The organism is Rhizobium sp. Root1334 (genome assembly GCF_001426665.1).
Classification (GTDB): Bacteria; Pseudomonadota; Alphaproteobacteria; order Rhizobiales; family Rhizobiaceae; genus Pararhizobium.
The window spans coordinates 21,862-36,666 of the sequence record NZ_LMEY01000003.1; the positions used below are offsets into that span (position 1 = coordinate 21,862).

Below are 14,805 nucleotides of genomic sequence, written 5' to 3' on the forward strand. Positions count from 1 at the left end.
CTAACGGAGAAATTATTGCCGATCGGTATCGTTTGCCCAAGAGCGGCTTGATGCTCTGGTGCAGCGGCGACGACGAGACAGAGGAGGACGCACGCAGAGCCTTCGCCTAGAACCGGCCGAAATTCGGATGGTGCTGGTAGTCTGCGAGCGTTGATGTCCTCAAAGCCTCAAGCGCCGCCTTGTGGGGCTTGCGGAGCGCCGCTGCGGTCCAGATTTCGCCGCGGCTAGTCTTCACGCCGATATTATTCAGGGCGTCCACAAGGGCCGGCACAGGGAGATCCTGCCATCCATTCTTCCGGATGGCCGAGGCGATCTCATTGATCTTCTCCTCGGCGCGGCGCCTGTTGGATTCTGCTCCCAGCTTCTGGGCTTCGGAGAGATTGGTGCGATTCCCGAGCTTCACCCCCTCAGCCTTCTTCCGGTCGAGGGCGAGCTTGGTCCGCTCAGCGATCATATTCCCTTCGAGCTCCGCACGGGCGGCCCGGCTGGCGAGCACGAGTCGATTGCTGGTGCGACCTTCCGAGGCCGAGACAACCATAATCTTCTTTTCGCGCATGATGTGTTCGATGGTCTTGGTGTTCCGGGACAACCGATCGAGCCCGTCAACGAGAATGTCGACGTCATTGGCCTGGGCAAAGTCGAGCGCGCTCTGGAGGCCAGGCCGATTTTCGAGGTTCTTCTCACCACGACCGCTGGCCACATCCTGGAACCACTCGACAATCTCCACACCAGCAGCGTCAGCATAGGCCCGGATGGAAGCTTTCTGCCCTTCCAGGCCAATTCCCGTTTCGCCCTGCTTGTCGGTGGATACGCGAATGTAGGCGATTGCTTGCTTGGATGTGTGATAGGTGGCCATGAGGGAGATGTCTCGTAGAGGAAGAATAGGGAGGGTGATCAAGACTATACGACACCATTTAGAGATGATCAAGTCTGTATGGAATGATCAACTCTAAATGCCTGGCCGTGCAGGTGAGCTAATCCTTGTTGCCACGATGATTTCAACCAGCGTGTCACCCGTAGGTGAACCGGCCGATCCCTAGGATCGCTGCCGTTCCCAGTCCCCGCGCCAGGCGAAGCTCACCTGCGTAAGGCAAATCTGGATTCGATTGGAAAGCGCTTCACCGCTTTCCCAAGATCAAGCACTGAGCTTTCCAAGATCAAGATGCCAGGTCGGGACCGAACCGATCCACCTGTTCCACCAAGTGGCGCGCCCATATCTCGGCTTCCTGCCTCCTGTGGACTTGCATCGCCGTTTCATGCCTCGCCTGCGAACCTGCGCATGCCAAAATCCCTTGCGACCGGATCGTCGCCGACAGATTCTGGCGGTCAGGCGTAGGATGCCCTTCTAGGGCAAAACAATATACCTACACTCCCGCGATTTACGCTTCAGCGGCGTCGATCAGTTCACGTTGATTTGTCGCGTCGACCACTTGGATGTTGCTAGCCTTGAACAGGTCAATTGTCTCTTGGAATGCTCGCTGTTGCGACGCTTTCCCGGTAGGCCCCTCAACGGCAAACACAACGCCGCGCGGAAGCAACGGCTTCAGCCGCTTAATCGTAAACAGCCACTTATTGCCGTGATCGAGGATACGAGTGGGATCTTCTTGCCCAAGGTAGATCGGCTTCAGAATTTTAACGGCCTTATCGTCAACAATCTCCACGAACGGAAATGTCGCAGAATAAACACCGTCATTAAAAGTTCGCCGCTTGAAGTTCCGATTGATCTCCCTCAACTTCAGAACCTGACGGACATGTCTTTCCAATAGCCCTTCGCGATAAAGCGAGCTCGAAAAATTCCGTCTCACGTAATAGTCGAATAGCTCTTCGAGCTTGGCCTTGGGGCTGTCGGTCATCGCGAAACGGATGTCGCTGAAACGGATAATCCCTTCGCGATCCTTGGTCAGGGCGCGAAAAAGGTGTTCTGCGTTGTCGGTAAGGTCAAACTCAAAACGTGTCTGCCCGTCGCCCACGTGACCGGCGAGATCTCTGATCCGCTTCAGTTCGGAATGATAGTTTTTTAGAACCGACCGGATTGCTACTGGCTCCAAGCTATCAAAAAAGGCCGTCACCCGGCCGTGACGCCTAGTCTCAAGTCTAAAGTCGAGATAGCCCGCTCGTGGTGCAACGAGGACAATCCCGATATTGGCGAACTCTTCCGTTTCAACATGTGGTTGGAAACGGATTATCGCATAGCTTACCGCATGCTTTTTCATGTTCGTTTCCAAAACGCAGGCATTTGATGTCTTTGCAAAATAGCCTCAGCGGCATCGATGGAGAACGCGATCTCAATCGTCTCATGGTCGTCTACATAGTGCCACCTTAGGGGGATGTCACCAATGATGTTGGCCAGCTCTGACATCGCTTCATCGAATCTTGCATGATATCCCGCTTGCAGTAGCGGATCATCGCAAATCTCTGCGAGCGACCCAGCGAACACATGGCTCAACAGCTGTGAATGAAGCGTTACGCCCTGATCGAAGGCTAGGTTGTGGTCTATGATCACCGGCAGTTTAGTGCGTTCAGACCAAAGGATATTGGGATTGCCGCCAGCCTCGGTAAGAGTGCGATCGCCATTCATGATCCACCAGTCGAACGCGGCGATATCCCGCTTCAACTCGGTCGCAATAGCGTCGAGGTTCAGGATCGACAGTTCGTTCGATTCCGGAATGTGCTCAGAGCCGAACAACATACCAAAGCCCAGACCACCCAAGTTGATGTTGCGCCCAAGATCATACAGCTCTCTAGGCACGCGGACGAAATCGAACGGCGCTATAGGCAAGCCTAGATAGCGAGCAAGCGCGCCGGCGATCCACTCCTTTACAAGGGACTCGTATCCTGCATCTTTGCCCTTAACATAGTAGAGCTTCTCATCCATGCCGCGGCAAATATAGGGTCTTGTCGACCCCTGCTCGGAACGTCTTAGCACTTCCTCTATTTCAATCGGCATCGAACCACACGCGCGAGATGATCACAGTGCACTTATAGAGCACACCAGAAAATAGAGTCCAAGAGGCTGGGCCTGTGGAGAGCGGGGCTTTATAAATTGAGGCAATGGCTCAGTTACTTTCACAAGTGGAAGGGCGACAGAATGGACGCTGGTCTGATCTGTGAGCGGACGGTGCACAAGGTTGCGCGCCGCCTAGTGGATGGCGGAGAAGCTCAGGGGCATCTTCCGACGCGACGTAGGGGGAGGCGTTTCGTCCCAGGTCTTGGGCATTGATGCAAACGAACAATCAAGGCCAGCGACACGGCTGGGCAGTTATTGGTGAACTAAGGGCTAATGCCTCGGTGACGATTGCGACAGCCTCTTCAAGAGGATGATCCGGAAAAGTGATGCGGATAACTGTTCCGGTTGTCCTTAGGTGGGACTAGATAAGTATTTGAAAAATATGGAAAAAGAATGGTTGGCTGGGGAACCTGGATTCGAACCAGGACTAACGGAGTCAGAGTCCGTGGGTCTACCGTTAACCTATTCCCCAAAACTGCGTGGGCGATGTTTGTGCCCAGCCGGTGAGGCGGGCTTATAAACAAAAGATCGGGGGATGCAATAGATGTTGGCAAAAAAATCCGCAGGGTTCGGCAAAAACTGTTGAAGGCGGCCGCGAAGGTGGGGTTCTCCGGCGGGCATTGCACGGTGTGCAAAAAGAATTTGGCGATTTGGGGCGGCGCTGGTAAAGTCCATTCAACGAAAATCAAGAGAGCGCCTTGAGCGGCTAACGTTCCGCGCGGCGCAATGGACAGACACGTGAGAGACCCCGACAGCGGCGAACAGCCGTCCGTTTCCGGGGCGTCGGCAGCAGGCCGCAACGATGGGCAGTCAGTGCTCCGTTCCGGCAAAGGTAAGCGCAGGCGGGGAAAACCGTCCCGCGCAGCCTCTGCGAATGCCAGTTCCTCCGTTGGTAACGGAGAAACACGGCGTCCCGAAGTGACAGAATCGACCGGAGAACCGGTGCGCAAACGCAAGCGCAGGCGGCGTTCCAAATCCGGTCAGCCGCAGACATCCGTAACAACGGGCGTCAGTGCTGAGGCTGCTGGTGCAAAACCGGCCGCAGTGTCGGGCGCGGACAATTCAGGCCGCAAGCGCAGCAAGAAGAGCCGGCAGCGCCGCTCGCTGCAAGGCCGCCCGTTGGCGGTCAGCGAAAAGCCGCGCCAGGTCAGCGACACGACACGGCAACCGGCGCCTCAGCCCGCGGCTTCCAGTGCGCGGGCCGAGGAGCGTGGCGGTGCGCCCAACCATGACCGGCGCAGCAATGGCCAGTCCTTTTCCTATGGCTCTGATTCGGGTTCGCCGCTCTATGCGGCGCTCGACCTTGGCACCAACAATTGCCGGCTCCTGATTGCACAGCCGACCCGTCCCGGCCAGTTCCGCGTCGTCGATGCGTTTTCGCGCATCGTGCGTTTGGGTGAGGGGCTGGGTTCATCCGGTCGCCTGTCGCAGGAAGCGATGGATCGCTCGATCGAGGCTTTGAAAGTCTGTGCTGCCAAGCTGAAGACCCGCGATATCCGCAAGACCCGGCTGATCGCCACCGAGGCCGCCCGCGCCGCTGAAAACGGCGAGGAGTTTCTTGAGCGCGTTCTGGCTGAGACCGGACTGGAACTGGAGATCATCAACCGGGAGACCGAAGCGCGGCTGGCCGTCTCCGGCTGCTCGTCGCTGGTCGGGCGCGAAACAAAATCGGTGGTTCTATTCGATATCGGTGGCGGTTCCTCGGAAATTGCCGTCATCAAGATCGGCGAGAACCGGTCGAGCCGGCTTGCCAATCATATCACCCACTGGACATCGCTGCCGGTCGGCGTCGTCACCCTGTCGGAGCGGCATGGCGGCCAAGACGTCTCGCCCGCAAGCTTCGAGGCGATGGTCGTCGAGGTCCAGGGCATGCTCTCCAATTTCGATTGCCCGGCCATCCAGACCCTGGAAAACCCAGGCGACGAGAATGGCTTCCATCTGATCGGCACCTCCGGCACGGTAACGACGTTGGCCGGCGTGCATCTCGATCTGCCGCGTTACGACCGCCGCAAGGTCGATGGCCTCTGGCTGTCGGACGACGAGGTTTCGGCTATGCAGGCGCGTCTGCTATCCTGGGATTTCACCGCGCGTGCCGCCAATCCTTGCATAGGGCCAGATAGGGCCGATCTGGTCTTGGCTGGATGCGCCATTCTCGAGGCCATTCGCCGCCGCTGGCCTTCGGAACGCATGCGCGTTGCCGATCGCGGATTGCGCGAAGGCCTGCTCACAGACATGATGGCTGATGACGGTGTCTGGCGGCGCGGACGCGCCCGCCGCCATCCGCGCGGTCCGTATGGTTCCCACGAAGGAAACACGCAATGACAAAACCCCCGATCGGCGGAAACCGCACCGGGCGCAAGCTTGGCCAGAAGGTCAAGAAGGGCAAGCTGAAGGCGTCGTCGCGGCGCTGGATCGAGCGGCATATCAACGATCCCTATGTGCAGCGCGCGCAGCTCGAAGGATATCGCGCCCGCGCGGCGTTCAAGCTTCTGGAGATCGACGAGAAGCACAAGATCCTTTCCGGCGCCAAGCGCATCATCGACCTGGGCGCAGCGCCTGGCAGCTGGTCGCAGATCGCTGCCAAGGTGACGAACTCGACCGATAGTGATCCGAAGGTCGTGGCGATCGATTTTCTCGAGCTCGATCCGCTGGCCGGCGTTCATATCCTGCAGTTGGACTTCCTCGATCCGACTGCGCCGGAAAAGCTGATGACGGCGCTGGGCGGCACGCCGGACCTGGTGCTTTCGGATATGGCAGCGCCGACGACTGGCCATCGGCAGACCGACCACATCCGGACCATGCATCTCTGCGAAGTCGCGGCCTATTTCGCCATCGACGTTCTCGGCGAAGGCGGGCATTTCCTCGCCAAGACCTTCCAGGGCGGCGCCGAGCGCGAGCTGTTGACGTTGTTGAAACAGAATTTCAAGCAGGTCATCCACGTGAAGCCGGCGGCGTCGCGGGCCGAATCGGTGGAAATGTTCTTGCTGGCCAAGGGGTTCAAGGGTCGCAAACCTGGCGCCCGGTCGCTGTATGACAGCGAAACCGAAATCGACGACCGGGACATGGTTGACGAGCGCGATTCTGTCGAGGCCGATTGAAGCGTGCTTCTCTATGTGACCATCGGCAGTAACGATCTTGCCTGCGCGGAGCCGTTCTATGACGCTATTCTTGCGCCACTTGGCCTCAAACGCCGCAAGCAAGATGACGTCGAAATCGGCTATGGAGCCGAAGATGACAGCCGTTGCCGCCTGTGGGTGGTGATGCCACATAACCGGATGATTGCCACGATCGGCAATGGGTCGATGGTGGCGTTGGAAGCGGAGAGCCGGGCGGCTGTCGATGCCTTCTATGAAGCCGCGCTGGCAAATGGTGGTACCGATGAGGGTGCGCCAGGTCTGCGGCCATTCCATGCGCATTTCTACGCCGCCTATGTCCGCGATCTCGACGGCAACAAGCTTTCGGCGGTCTGCGAGCGGCCGGAGTAATCGGCCCACTTCTATTTGACGCCAATGGTCTCCGCTTCCGGATCTACCCGCATCTTGTGTCCGGACACGGATGCTCCGGCGGTTTTCGACATGCGAATCAGCGGGATGATCGCTGAAAGAGTGATCGCTGAAATCAGCATGAAAGCCAGCTGGAAGTCGCCCAATTCCAGCTTCGATCCAGTTAGCGTTGTTTCGATCTCGAGGATGGCGCCCGCGACCGCGACGCCGAGCGCCAGGCTCATCTGCTGCAGAACGGCGGTCATCGAGGTCGCCTTGCTGGCCTGCGAATCCGGAATATCGGCGAAAGCCAGCGCATTGACGCTGGTGAAAAAGAACGAGCGGGCAAAACCGGCCAAAAGCAGGATGAACATCATCACTGCATAGGGCGTGGCCGGGGTGAACAGGCCGTTGACGAAGGTCAGGATCGCACCGCTGATGCAGGCAAAGATCAACGTCGTGCGGAAACCGGCGAAGATCAACACGCGCTTGGCAAAGAACTTCGTCGTCAGCGCGCCGACGGCGCCGACGAAGGTGATCATGCCGGATTGGAATGGCGTCAGGCCAAAGCCGACCTGCAGCATCAGCGGCATCAGGAAGGGCACGGCGCCGATCGAGATGCGAAATAGCGTGCCGCCGATCGCAGCGGCGCGAAACGCGCTGTCCTTGAACAGATTGAGATCCAGCAATGGCGCCGGGTGGCGGCGTGCGTGCCGGACGTAAAGCACCGCGCAAATGCCGCCCATGGCAACGGCGGCAGCGCCGAATTGTGGCGGCAGCGCCGGCAGGCTCATGACCGAGAGCCCGAACATCGTGCCGGAGGCGGCGATGGCGCTGAGAAAGAACCCCTTGATATCGATTGGCGGCGGGGCGTCGCTCTTGATCTCCGGCAGATGGATGCCCGACAGGATGTAGCCGAGAATACCGACCGGCACGTTGATCAGAAAAATCCAGTGCCAGGAGAAATAGGTGGTGATGAAGCCGCCAAGCGGCGGGCCAGCCAGCGGCCCGACGAGGGCCGGGATGGTCAGCAGCGCCATGGCACCGACCAACTCACTGCGCTGAGTCGAGCGGACCAGGACAAGGCGAGCCACCGGTGTCATCATCGCGCCGCCCATGCCCTGCAGAAAACGAGAAACGACGAAGGCGAGCACGCTGTCGGCGATGGCGCAAAGGATGGAACCGAAGATGAAGACAAGAATGGCGGCGCGAAAGATACGCTTGGCGCCAAACCGGTCGGCCATCCAGCCACTCAGGGGAATGAAGATCGCCAGCGATACCATGTAGGAGGTCAGCGCCAGCTTCAGGGTGATCGGCCCGACGCCGAGATCATGGGCGATCGCCGGCAGCGATGTGGCAATAACGGTCGAATCCATCTGCTCCATGAACAGGGCGACGGCGAGGATCATCGGGACGATGCGGTTCATGCGAAATGGCCTTGCGCGACTGCGGAGCGACCTGAACATAGGGCTTTTGGGGCAAAAGTCGTCATGCGGCGCTCACTTTGCAATCACATCCGTGTGAATCCAGCGGCCATCTCCTGTCAAGACCCTAGATGTTGCCTTGCCGGATGAGCGGACCCGCCGTTCAATCCGGATAAGCCCGCCCCCAAAAAAATGGAGAACAGCATGACGACGTTTATTCCCTTGAGCCGCCGTGCCTTATTTGGAGCAACAGCCGTTGGTGCGCTGGCGGCGCCGTTCGTGATGACACGGATGGCTTTTGCGCAGAGCGAACCGAAAGCGGACAGGATGAAAATACCGGCAGGCAGGACCAGCAGTTTCAAGATCGGCAATTTTGGCGTCACCGTCATCAGCGACGGCATCCGCATCGGCGAAAAGCCGGAAGAAACGTTCGGCACCAACCAGACACCGCAGGCGGTTGGTGATCTGCTCAAGGCGAATTTCCTGCCCACCGACAAATTCGTCAACGGTTTCTCGCCGACGCTGATCGATACCGGCTCCGAGGTGGTTCTGTTCGATACCGGCATGGGTGAGGGCGGCCGGGAGGCTGGTGCCGGCTATTTGCTGGAGGGCATTGCCAACGCCGGTTATACGCCGGATCAGGTCAGCGTCGTTGTGATCACCCATATGCATGGCGATCATATTGGCGGCCTGATGGAAGGTGGAGCGCCCGCGTTCAAGAAAGCCCGCTACGTCGCAGGCCAGGTGGAATATGATTTCTGGAAGGACGAAGCGCGCGTTGGAACTCCGGCCGAGGGCGGGCACAAAGGCGTTTTGAAGAATATCGTGCCGCTGGCCGAAAAGATGACCTTTATCGGTGATGGGGCCGAGGTCGTTCCCGGCATCACCGGCATGGCGGCTTTCGGTCATTCGCCGGGTCACATGATCTTCAAGGTCGAATCGGAGGGCAAGGGATTGGTACTGACCGCTGATACCGCCAACCATTTCGTCCTGTCGCTGCAGCGGCCCGATTGGGAAGTGCGGTTCGATATGGACAAGGCCAAGGCCGCGGCGTCGCGCAAGAAGGTTTTCGACATGGTCGCTACCGACCGGCTGCCCTTCGTCGGTTACCACATGCCGTTCCCGGCCGCCGGCTTCATCGAGAAGCAGGATCAGGGTTATCGTTTCGTGCCGGAAACCTATCAGTTCGAAATCTGATATCGCATCTGCGAAAAGAATCTTGGTTGGCCCGGCACTCTTGCCGGGCTTTGCACTTTCCAACCCGTCATATCCGTGTTACCAGCCCTCGCCAACTTCCAAGAAACTCTCGCCCGCTTGAGCGCGGCGAGTCTTCGCCGCACTGTTGACCAACTGTGCGGGGAGAACACCTTTTACTGAAGGGATTTGGCCATGGCACGCATCATCGAAACGGCGACCGGTTTGGAGGCTTTGACCTTCGACGACGTTCTTCTGCAACCCGGACATTCCGAAGTCATGCCGGGGCAGACGAATATCGCCACCCGCATCGCCCAGGACATCGACCTCAACCTGCCGATCCTGTCGTCCGCGATGGATACGGTCACCGAGGGCCGCCTGGCCATCGCAATGGCGCAGGCCGGCGGTATCGGCGTCATCCACCGCAACCTCACCCCGATCGAGCAGGCCGAGCAGGTCCGTCAGGTCAAGAAGTTTGAAAGCGGCATGGTCGTCAACCCGGTCACCATCGGCCCGGATGCCACGCTGGCTGATGCCCTGGCGCTGATGAAGATGTATTCGATCTCCGGCATCCCGGTCGTGGAAAACGCAACCGGCAAGATTCCAGGCCGCCTCGTCGGTATCCTGACCAACCGCGACGTGCGTTTTGCATCCGATCCGGCCCAGAAGATCTACGAACTGATGACCCGCGATAACCTGATCACGGTCACGGAAAATGTCGAGCAGCAGGAGGCCAAGCGTCTCCTCCACGCCCATCGCATCGAAAAGCTGCTGGTCATCGATGGCGACGGCCGTTGTGTCGGCCTGATCACCGTCAAGGATATCGAGAAGTCGCAGCTTCACCCGAACGCATCAAAGGACGCGCAGGGCCGCCTGCGGGCCGCCGCCGCCATCAGCGTTGGCGATGACGGTATCGAACGGGCCGAGCGTCTGATCGATGCCGGCATCGACCTGATCGTCGTCGATACGGCCCATGGCCATTCGCAGCGCGTTCTTGATGCGGTGACCAAGGTCAAGACCATGTCGAACTCGGTTCGCGTCATGGCAGGTAACGTTGCCACGGCTGATGGTACCAAGGCGCTGATCGATGCCGGTGCGGATGCGGTCAAGGTCGGTATCGGCCCGGGCTCGATCTGCACCACCCGTATCGTCGCCGGTGTGGGCGTGCCGCAGCTCGCAGCCATCATGTCGGCGGTCGAGGCTGCCCAGGCTGCAAACATCCCGGTTATCGCTGATGGCGGCATCAAGTTCTCGGGCGATCTCGCCAAGGCGATCGCGGCCGGTGCATCGGCCTGCATGATCGGCTCGCTGCTCGCCGGTACGGATGAAAGCCCGGGCGAAGTGTTCCTCTACCAGGGCCGTTCGTTCAAGGCCTATCGCGGCATGGGTTCCGTCGGCGCCATGGCGCGCGGCTCGGCTGACCGTTACTTCCAGGCGGAAGTGCGCGACACGCTGAAGCTGGTACCGGAAGGCATCGAAGGCCAGGTTCCGTACAAGGGGCCGGTGTCCGGCGTCCTGCACCAGTTGGCCGGCGGTTTGAAGGCCTCGATGGGCTATGTTGGCGGCAAGACGATCAAGGATTTCCAGGAACGGGCCACGTTCGTGCGGATCTCCGGTGCGGGCCTGCGCGAAAGCCATGCCCATGACGTGACCATAACTCGCGAAAGCCCGAACTATCCGGGCTCGATGTAAGCATCGGCTGCAAACCTGAACCATGAAAAAGCGGCGGAGTTGTCTTCGCCGCTTTTTCTTTGTCAGGCTTCCACCGCACGTTGAAGCGCGGCGTTACCGTAACGATGGCCCTTGATCTCGTATCCGACCACGGGAATGAGCGGCGCGAACATCAGGATGATGAGGCAGGTGGTCATGTTGACGCCCGCGGCCGCGCATAGGATGGAAAGCGCCACCACTGCGGTCATGCCGAGCATCAGTCCGAGATAGAAGGTCTCCATCCTGCGCAGCAGATAAACGTAGTGCGCGAAGACCAGGGTCACATAGGCAAACACCGGCACCGCAACGGTGAGAACGGCGGCAACCTCGCCGATATGTGCCTTGTGCTCGATATAATAGGCGGCCACATGCAGGCCGGCGCCGGTCGCTGCAATGGAGGCGAAGATCAGTATGTGGCCATAGCCCCAAGGGAAGGCGCGGTTGCGGAAGCGATGCAGGATCTGGCCGGACGGCAACAGAAAATACAGCCACCACATGCCGAAGGTCAGCCCCGTCCCGGCAACACAGATGAGGATGGCGTCGAGGCTCCATCCCTGCTCACCGACGATGGCCGAAATCGAGGCCACCGTTCCAACGACACCTTCCCCAAGCGTGATAATGGCCAGTAGCCCGTAACGCTCGGCAATATGGTGCGCATGCCAGGGCGTACCGCCGCCGCGGCGTTCAGCGAGAATGGGACCAAGCATTTCGATCAGGGTCAGGACGACGACGCAGAGAAAGGTCGGCAGCAACGGCATGTCGATGAGGATCACGGCGATCCAGCCGATCTGGGCAATGGCGATGGCGGTCACATAGGACAGGCAGGCGGAACGCCGGTCCGCCGTTTGCCGCGCCGCGCGCAGCCACTGGAAGATCATCGCCACCCGCATGACGACATAGCCCAGCACCATGACGCCGTTATCGACATGGGCGCCCTTGTCGATGGACTCGAACATTTGCGGCAGGCCGAGCGCCAGGATCAGCACACCGGCCATCTGTACCATCGTCGTCAACCGGTAGATCCAGTCGTCCGTGTCGAAGGCGGAGGCGAACCAGGAGAAATTCACCCAGGCCCAGCAGATGGCGAACATGGCAAAGCCAAAACCCATCAGGCCGGCGGCATAATGGTCTTCCGCCAGCAGATGCGCCAACTGCGATCCGGCAACGCCGAACGCGATGACGAAGGTCAGGTCGAACAGCAGCTCGAGCGGCGTTGCCACCCGGTGGTGTTCATGCGGGTCACGCCCGCGCATCGCAGCGGCATGATGGGTAGGCAGCGGGACGGCGGCGGCATGTGGATCGGACATACGGTTCTTTCTCTCTGAGGCTGCTTCGTTGAACATCGTTCATTGGTAAAACAGCTGTCAAGCATGCAACGCGGCATGGGCGCGGCTGCAGGCGGTTCTGGATTTTCCGCCCGCCCGCTATAGATCAGGGGCAATTCGAATCGACGGAGTGACCATGCCCATCTCGACTGCAATCTTCTGGCCGGTCATTGCGCAGGTCGCCCTCATCCACCTCATCTATTTCCTGATGTTGAAACGCCGCTCCGGTGCCATGCGGGCAGGAACAGCCAAGGCCTCGGATTTCTGGGTTCCTGCCATCGAACCGGAGCCGAGCGCGACGGTCGCGCGCAGCCTGATCAACCAGTTCGAGTTGCCGATGCTGTTCTTCCTGGTCTGCACGCTGTTATACGTAACGGCGGGCGTCAATCACGTCGTGGTGGCCGTTGCCTGGCTCTTCGTGCTCAGCCGCTACGCGCATGCCTGGGTGCATGTCACCTCCAACCGGCTGCGGATACGTCAACGCCTGTTTGTCTTCGGCTTTGTCCTCAATTTCAGTCTGTGGTTGCTTTTCGCTATCCACCTGCTCGGGATTTGAAGGTTGCTGCTGTCACATTGTCTTGCATTGCGCAGTGCACAAGACCGGACTATCATCCGGCTTCCACGGCGCCGGAAAGAAACGCCGCCTCATGTGCAACCTGTTGAATTAACGGATTATACGCCCTCAAAATTGCCTTCCCACGTTATCGAAACTTAATCTGTGAATGCGGAACCGGACAACCCTCCAGCCGTTGTCTGTTCGCAGGTGCAGTCGTCCGAAGGAAAGCATTCAGTGAGCATACCCACAGAGAAGACCGTTCTGGTGTTTCAGGGCGGCGGTGCTCTCGGCGCCTATCAGGCAGGCGCCTATGAGGCGCTGCATGAAGCTGGTGTCCGGCCCGATTGGCTGGCCGGCATCTCCATTGGCTCGATCAATTCCGCCATCATTGCCGGCAGCCCGGTTGACCGGCGCGTCGATAATCTGAGGACATTCTGGCATCGGGTGTCGTCGGGGTTGCCGGGCCATTTCGTCGGCAATGGCGATGCGATGCGCAAATGGTTCAACGAATCCTCCGCCTTTCTCGGCTCGCTCACCGGCGTTCCCGGCTTCTTCACGCCCCGCGCCTTTGCGCCTTGGAAAATCCCCGGCGACCCGATGGCGGCCATCAGTCTCTATGACACCGCGCCGCTGGAAGAGACGCTTTCCGGTCTGGTGGACTTTGACCTGATCAATTCGGGTGAAATCCGGCTGAGCCTCGGTGCTGTCGATGTGATGAGCGGCAATTTCAACTATTTCGACAATCACCACTGCGCCTTTTCGGCGAAGCATGTTGCCGCCTCCGGCGCTTTGCCGCCGGGCTTTGCGCCGGTCGAGATCGATGGACGCTTCTATTGGGATGGGGGCATCGTTTCCAACACGCCGCTGCAGCGTGTGCTTTCAGGCCAGGAACTGGAGACCGACCTCTGCATCTTCCAGGTCGATCTGTTCAGCGCCAAGGGGCCGCTGCCGAGAGACCTTTTCGATGTCGAGGCACGCGAAAAGGAAATCCGCTTTTCCAGCCGTACCCGGCTCAACACCGATCAGTTCCGCAAGCTTCAGTCCGTGCGCATGGCCGCCAAGCGGTTGATGGAAAAGCTGCCACCGGAATTGAAGGATGATCCTGATGCAAGGCTCCTTGAAAAGATCGGCAACGATTGCGCCGTCACCATGGTGCACCTGATCTACCGGCATGCGGCCTATGAAACCGGTTCCAAGGATTATGAGTTTTCGCGCCTCTCGGTGGAAGAGCACTGGAAGGCAGGACATGACGATGTGGTCGAGACGCTCAATCATCCCGATTGGCTGAACCGCACGCGTCCGACCAACGGAATCCGGGTTTTCGATCTTGCCGAGCAACGCCTGCGTGGGAAAAAACCATGAAAATCGAAGATGTCGTTCGCAATGCCTTTGCCATGCCGCTGACGAGCCCGTCCTATCCGCCGGGGCCGTACCGGTTCGTCAACCGCGAATACATGATCATCACCTATCGCACTGACCCCGAAGCCTTGCGCCGGGTGGTGCCAGAGCCACTGCAATTCGATGAGCCGCTGGTGAAATACGAGTTCATCCGCATGCCGGATTCCACCGGCTTTGGCGATTATACCGAGTCCGGCCAGGTCATTCCGGTGACCTATCAGGGCGTTCGCGGCGGTTATGTGCACTCGATGTATCTGAACGATGACGCGCCGATTGCCGGCGGCCGTGAGATCTGGGGCTTTCCGAAGAAGCTGGCCGAGCCGTCCTTGTCCTCGGTCAAGGATGCGCTGGTCGGCACGCTCGATTATGGCGGACAGCGGGTGGCGACGGCGACGATGGGCTTCAAGCATCGCACGCTCGAAAAGGGCAAGGTGCTGGAAAGCCTGAAACAGCCAAATTTCATGCTGAAGATCATTCCACACGTGGACTGCACGCCGCGCATCTGCGAGCTCGTCCGCTACTATCTCGAGGACTTGACGGTGAAGGGTGCCTGGGAAGGGCCGGGGGCTCTGGCGCTGTTTCCGCACGCGTTGGCGCCGGTCGCCGACTTGCCGGTGCTGGAGGTCAAGTCCGCCGTCCATATCCTCTCCGACCTGACGCTGGGCCTCGGCGAAGTGGTCCATGATTATCTTGCAAAATAGGGAGTTAA

The 14,805-nt window shown here is 59.4% G+C and carries 13 protein-coding genes and 1 tRNA gene; 8 read left to right on the top strand and 6 right to left on the bottom strand.

Going from position 1 to position 14,805, the window contains the following annotated elements:
• Window positions 1-106 precede the first annotated feature (106 nt).
• The 4 genes from ASD36_RS08670 to ASD36_RS08685 all read right to left on the bottom strand — a co-directional run bounded on the left by ASD36_RS08670 (window position 107) and on the right by ASD36_RS08685 (window position 3,479).
• Window positions 107-898, bottom strand: a complete 792-nt coding sequence (locus tag ASD36_RS08670; RefSeq protein ID WP_156393824.1) for a recombinase family protein — start codon at window positions 896-898, stop codon at window positions 107-109.
• A gap of 481 nt (window positions 899-1,379) precedes the next feature.
• Window positions 1,380-2,213, bottom strand: a complete 834-nt coding sequence (locus tag ASD36_RS08675; RefSeq protein WP_060508822.1) for a DUF3037 domain-containing protein — start codon at window positions 2,211-2,213, stop codon at window positions 1,380-1,382.
• Window positions 2,210-2,947, bottom strand: coding sequence for a HipA family kinase (locus ASD36_RS08680; protein WP_347360123.1), 738 nt, complete (start codon window positions 2,945-2,947; stop codon window positions 2,210-2,212). The genes ASD36_RS08675 and ASD36_RS08680 overlap by 4 nt, the downstream gene beginning before the upstream one ends.
• Before the next feature lie 458 nt (window positions 2,948-3,405).
• A tRNA-Gln gene (locus tag ASD36_RS08685) sits at window positions 3,406-3,479 on the bottom strand.
• 266 nt (window positions 3,480-3,745) lie between these two features.
• Here ASD36_RS08685 and ASD36_RS08690 point away from each other — a divergent pair.
• The 3 genes from ASD36_RS08690 to ASD36_RS08700 are packed head-to-tail and all read left to right on the top strand — an operon-like array spanning window position 3,746 to window position 6,492.
• Complete coding sequence (locus ASD36_RS08690; protein WP_060508826.1) at window positions 3,746-5,329, top strand: Ppx/GppA phosphatase family protein; 1,584 nt, start codon at window positions 3,746-3,748, stop codon at window positions 5,327-5,329.
• Window positions 5,326-6,105, top strand: coding sequence for an RlmE family RNA methyltransferase (locus tag ASD36_RS08695; protein ID WP_060508829.1), 780 nt, complete (start codon window positions 5,326-5,328; stop codon window positions 6,103-6,105). The genes ASD36_RS08690 and ASD36_RS08695 overlap by 4 nt, the downstream gene beginning before the upstream one ends.
• A gap of 3 nt (window positions 6,106-6,108) precedes the next feature.
• A complete protein-coding gene (locus ASD36_RS08700) occupies window positions 6,109-6,492 on the top strand; it encodes a VOC family protein (RefSeq protein WP_060508831.1) in 384 nt (127 codons plus the stop codon).
• Between the two features lie 11 nt (window positions 6,493-6,503).
• On the opposite strand, the gene ASD36_RS08705 is transcribed toward ASD36_RS08700, so the two are convergent.
• Window positions 6,504-7,916 (bottom strand): DHA2 family efflux MFS transporter permease subunit, encoded by a 1,413-nt coding sequence (locus tag ASD36_RS08705; RefSeq protein ID WP_060508833.1) that lies wholly within the window; start codon window positions 7,914-7,916, stop codon window positions 6,504-6,506.
• A 201-nt stretch (window positions 7,917-8,117) separates the two neighbouring features.
• Here ASD36_RS08705 and ASD36_RS08710 point away from each other — a divergent pair, with 201 nt between their 5' ends.
• On the top strand, window positions 8,118-9,110 hold the full coding sequence (locus ASD36_RS08710; RefSeq protein WP_060508835.1) for an MBL fold metallo-hydrolase: 993 nt from the start codon (window positions 8,118-8,120) through the stop codon (window positions 9,108-9,110).
• Window positions 9,111-9,302: 192 nt separating this feature from the next.
• Entirely contained in the window at window positions 9,303-10,799 is a 1,497-nt protein-coding gene (gene guaB / locus ASD36_RS08715; RefSeq protein WP_060508836.1) for an IMP dehydrogenase, read from the top strand.
• A gap of 62 nt (window positions 10,800-10,861) precedes the next feature.
• On the opposite strand, the gene ASD36_RS08720 is transcribed toward guaB, so the two are convergent.
• Window positions 10,862-12,124: a low temperature requirement protein A gene (locus ASD36_RS08720; RefSeq protein WP_060508838.1), complete on the bottom strand. Its 1,263-nt coding sequence runs from the start codon at window positions 12,122-12,124 to the stop codon at window positions 10,862-10,864.
• Between the two features lie 154 nt (window positions 12,125-12,278).
• Here ASD36_RS08720 and ASD36_RS08725 point away from each other — a divergent pair, with 154 nt between their 5' ends.
• From ASD36_RS08725 to ASD36_RS08735, 3 genes are all read left to right on the top strand, one after another.
• On the top strand, window positions 12,279-12,698 hold the full coding sequence (locus tag ASD36_RS08725) for an MAPEG family protein (RefSeq protein ID WP_060508840.1): 420 nt from the start codon (window positions 12,279-12,281) through the stop codon (window positions 12,696-12,698).
• 234 nt (window positions 12,699-12,932) lie between these two features.
• On the top strand, window positions 12,933-14,060 hold the full coding sequence (locus ASD36_RS08730) for a patatin-like phospholipase family protein (RefSeq protein WP_060508842.1): 1,128 nt from the start codon (window positions 12,933-12,935) through the stop codon (window positions 14,058-14,060).
• A complete protein-coding gene (locus ASD36_RS08735; protein ID WP_060508844.1) occupies window positions 14,057-14,797 on the top strand; it encodes an acetoacetate decarboxylase in 741 nt (246 codons plus the stop codon). The genes ASD36_RS08730 and ASD36_RS08735 overlap by 4 nt, the downstream gene beginning before the upstream one ends.
• Window positions 14,798-14,805 lie beyond the last annotated feature (8 nt).

Coding starts and splice junctions, on each gene's coding strand:
- ASD36_RS08720 (WP_060508838.1), bottom strand. CDS start 12,124: ATGTCCGATCCACATGCCGCCGCCGTCCCGCTGCCTACCCATCATGCC.
- ASD36_RS08695 (WP_060508829.1), top strand. CDS start 5,326: ATGACAAAACCCCCGATCGGCGGAAACCGCACCGGGCGCAAGCTTGGC.
- ASD36_RS08710 (WP_060508835.1), top strand. CDS start 8,118: ATGACGACGTTTATTCCCTTGAGCCGCCGTGCCTTATTTGGAGCAACA.
- ASD36_RS08705 (WP_060508833.1), bottom strand. CDS start 7,916: ATGAACCGCATCGTCCCGATGATCCTCGCCGTCGCCCTGTTCATGGAG.
- ASD36_RS08735 (WP_060508844.1), top strand. CDS start 14,057: ATGAAAATCGAAGATGTCGTTCGCAATGCCTTTGCCATGCCGCTGACG.
- ASD36_RS08680 (WP_347360123.1), bottom strand. CDS start 2,947: ATGCCGATTGAAATAGAGGAAGTGCTAAGACGTTCCGAGCAGGGGTCG.
- guaB (WP_060508836.1), top strand. CDS start 9,303: ATGGCACGCATCATCGAAACGGCGACCGGTTTGGAGGCTTTGACCTTC.
- ASD36_RS08725 (WP_060508840.1), top strand. CDS start 12,279: ATGCCCATCTCGACTGCAATCTTCTGGCCGGTCATTGCGCAGGTCGCC.
- ASD36_RS08675 (WP_060508822.1), bottom strand. CDS start 2,213: ATGAAAAAGCATGCGGTAAGCTATGCGATAATCCGTTTCCAACCACAT.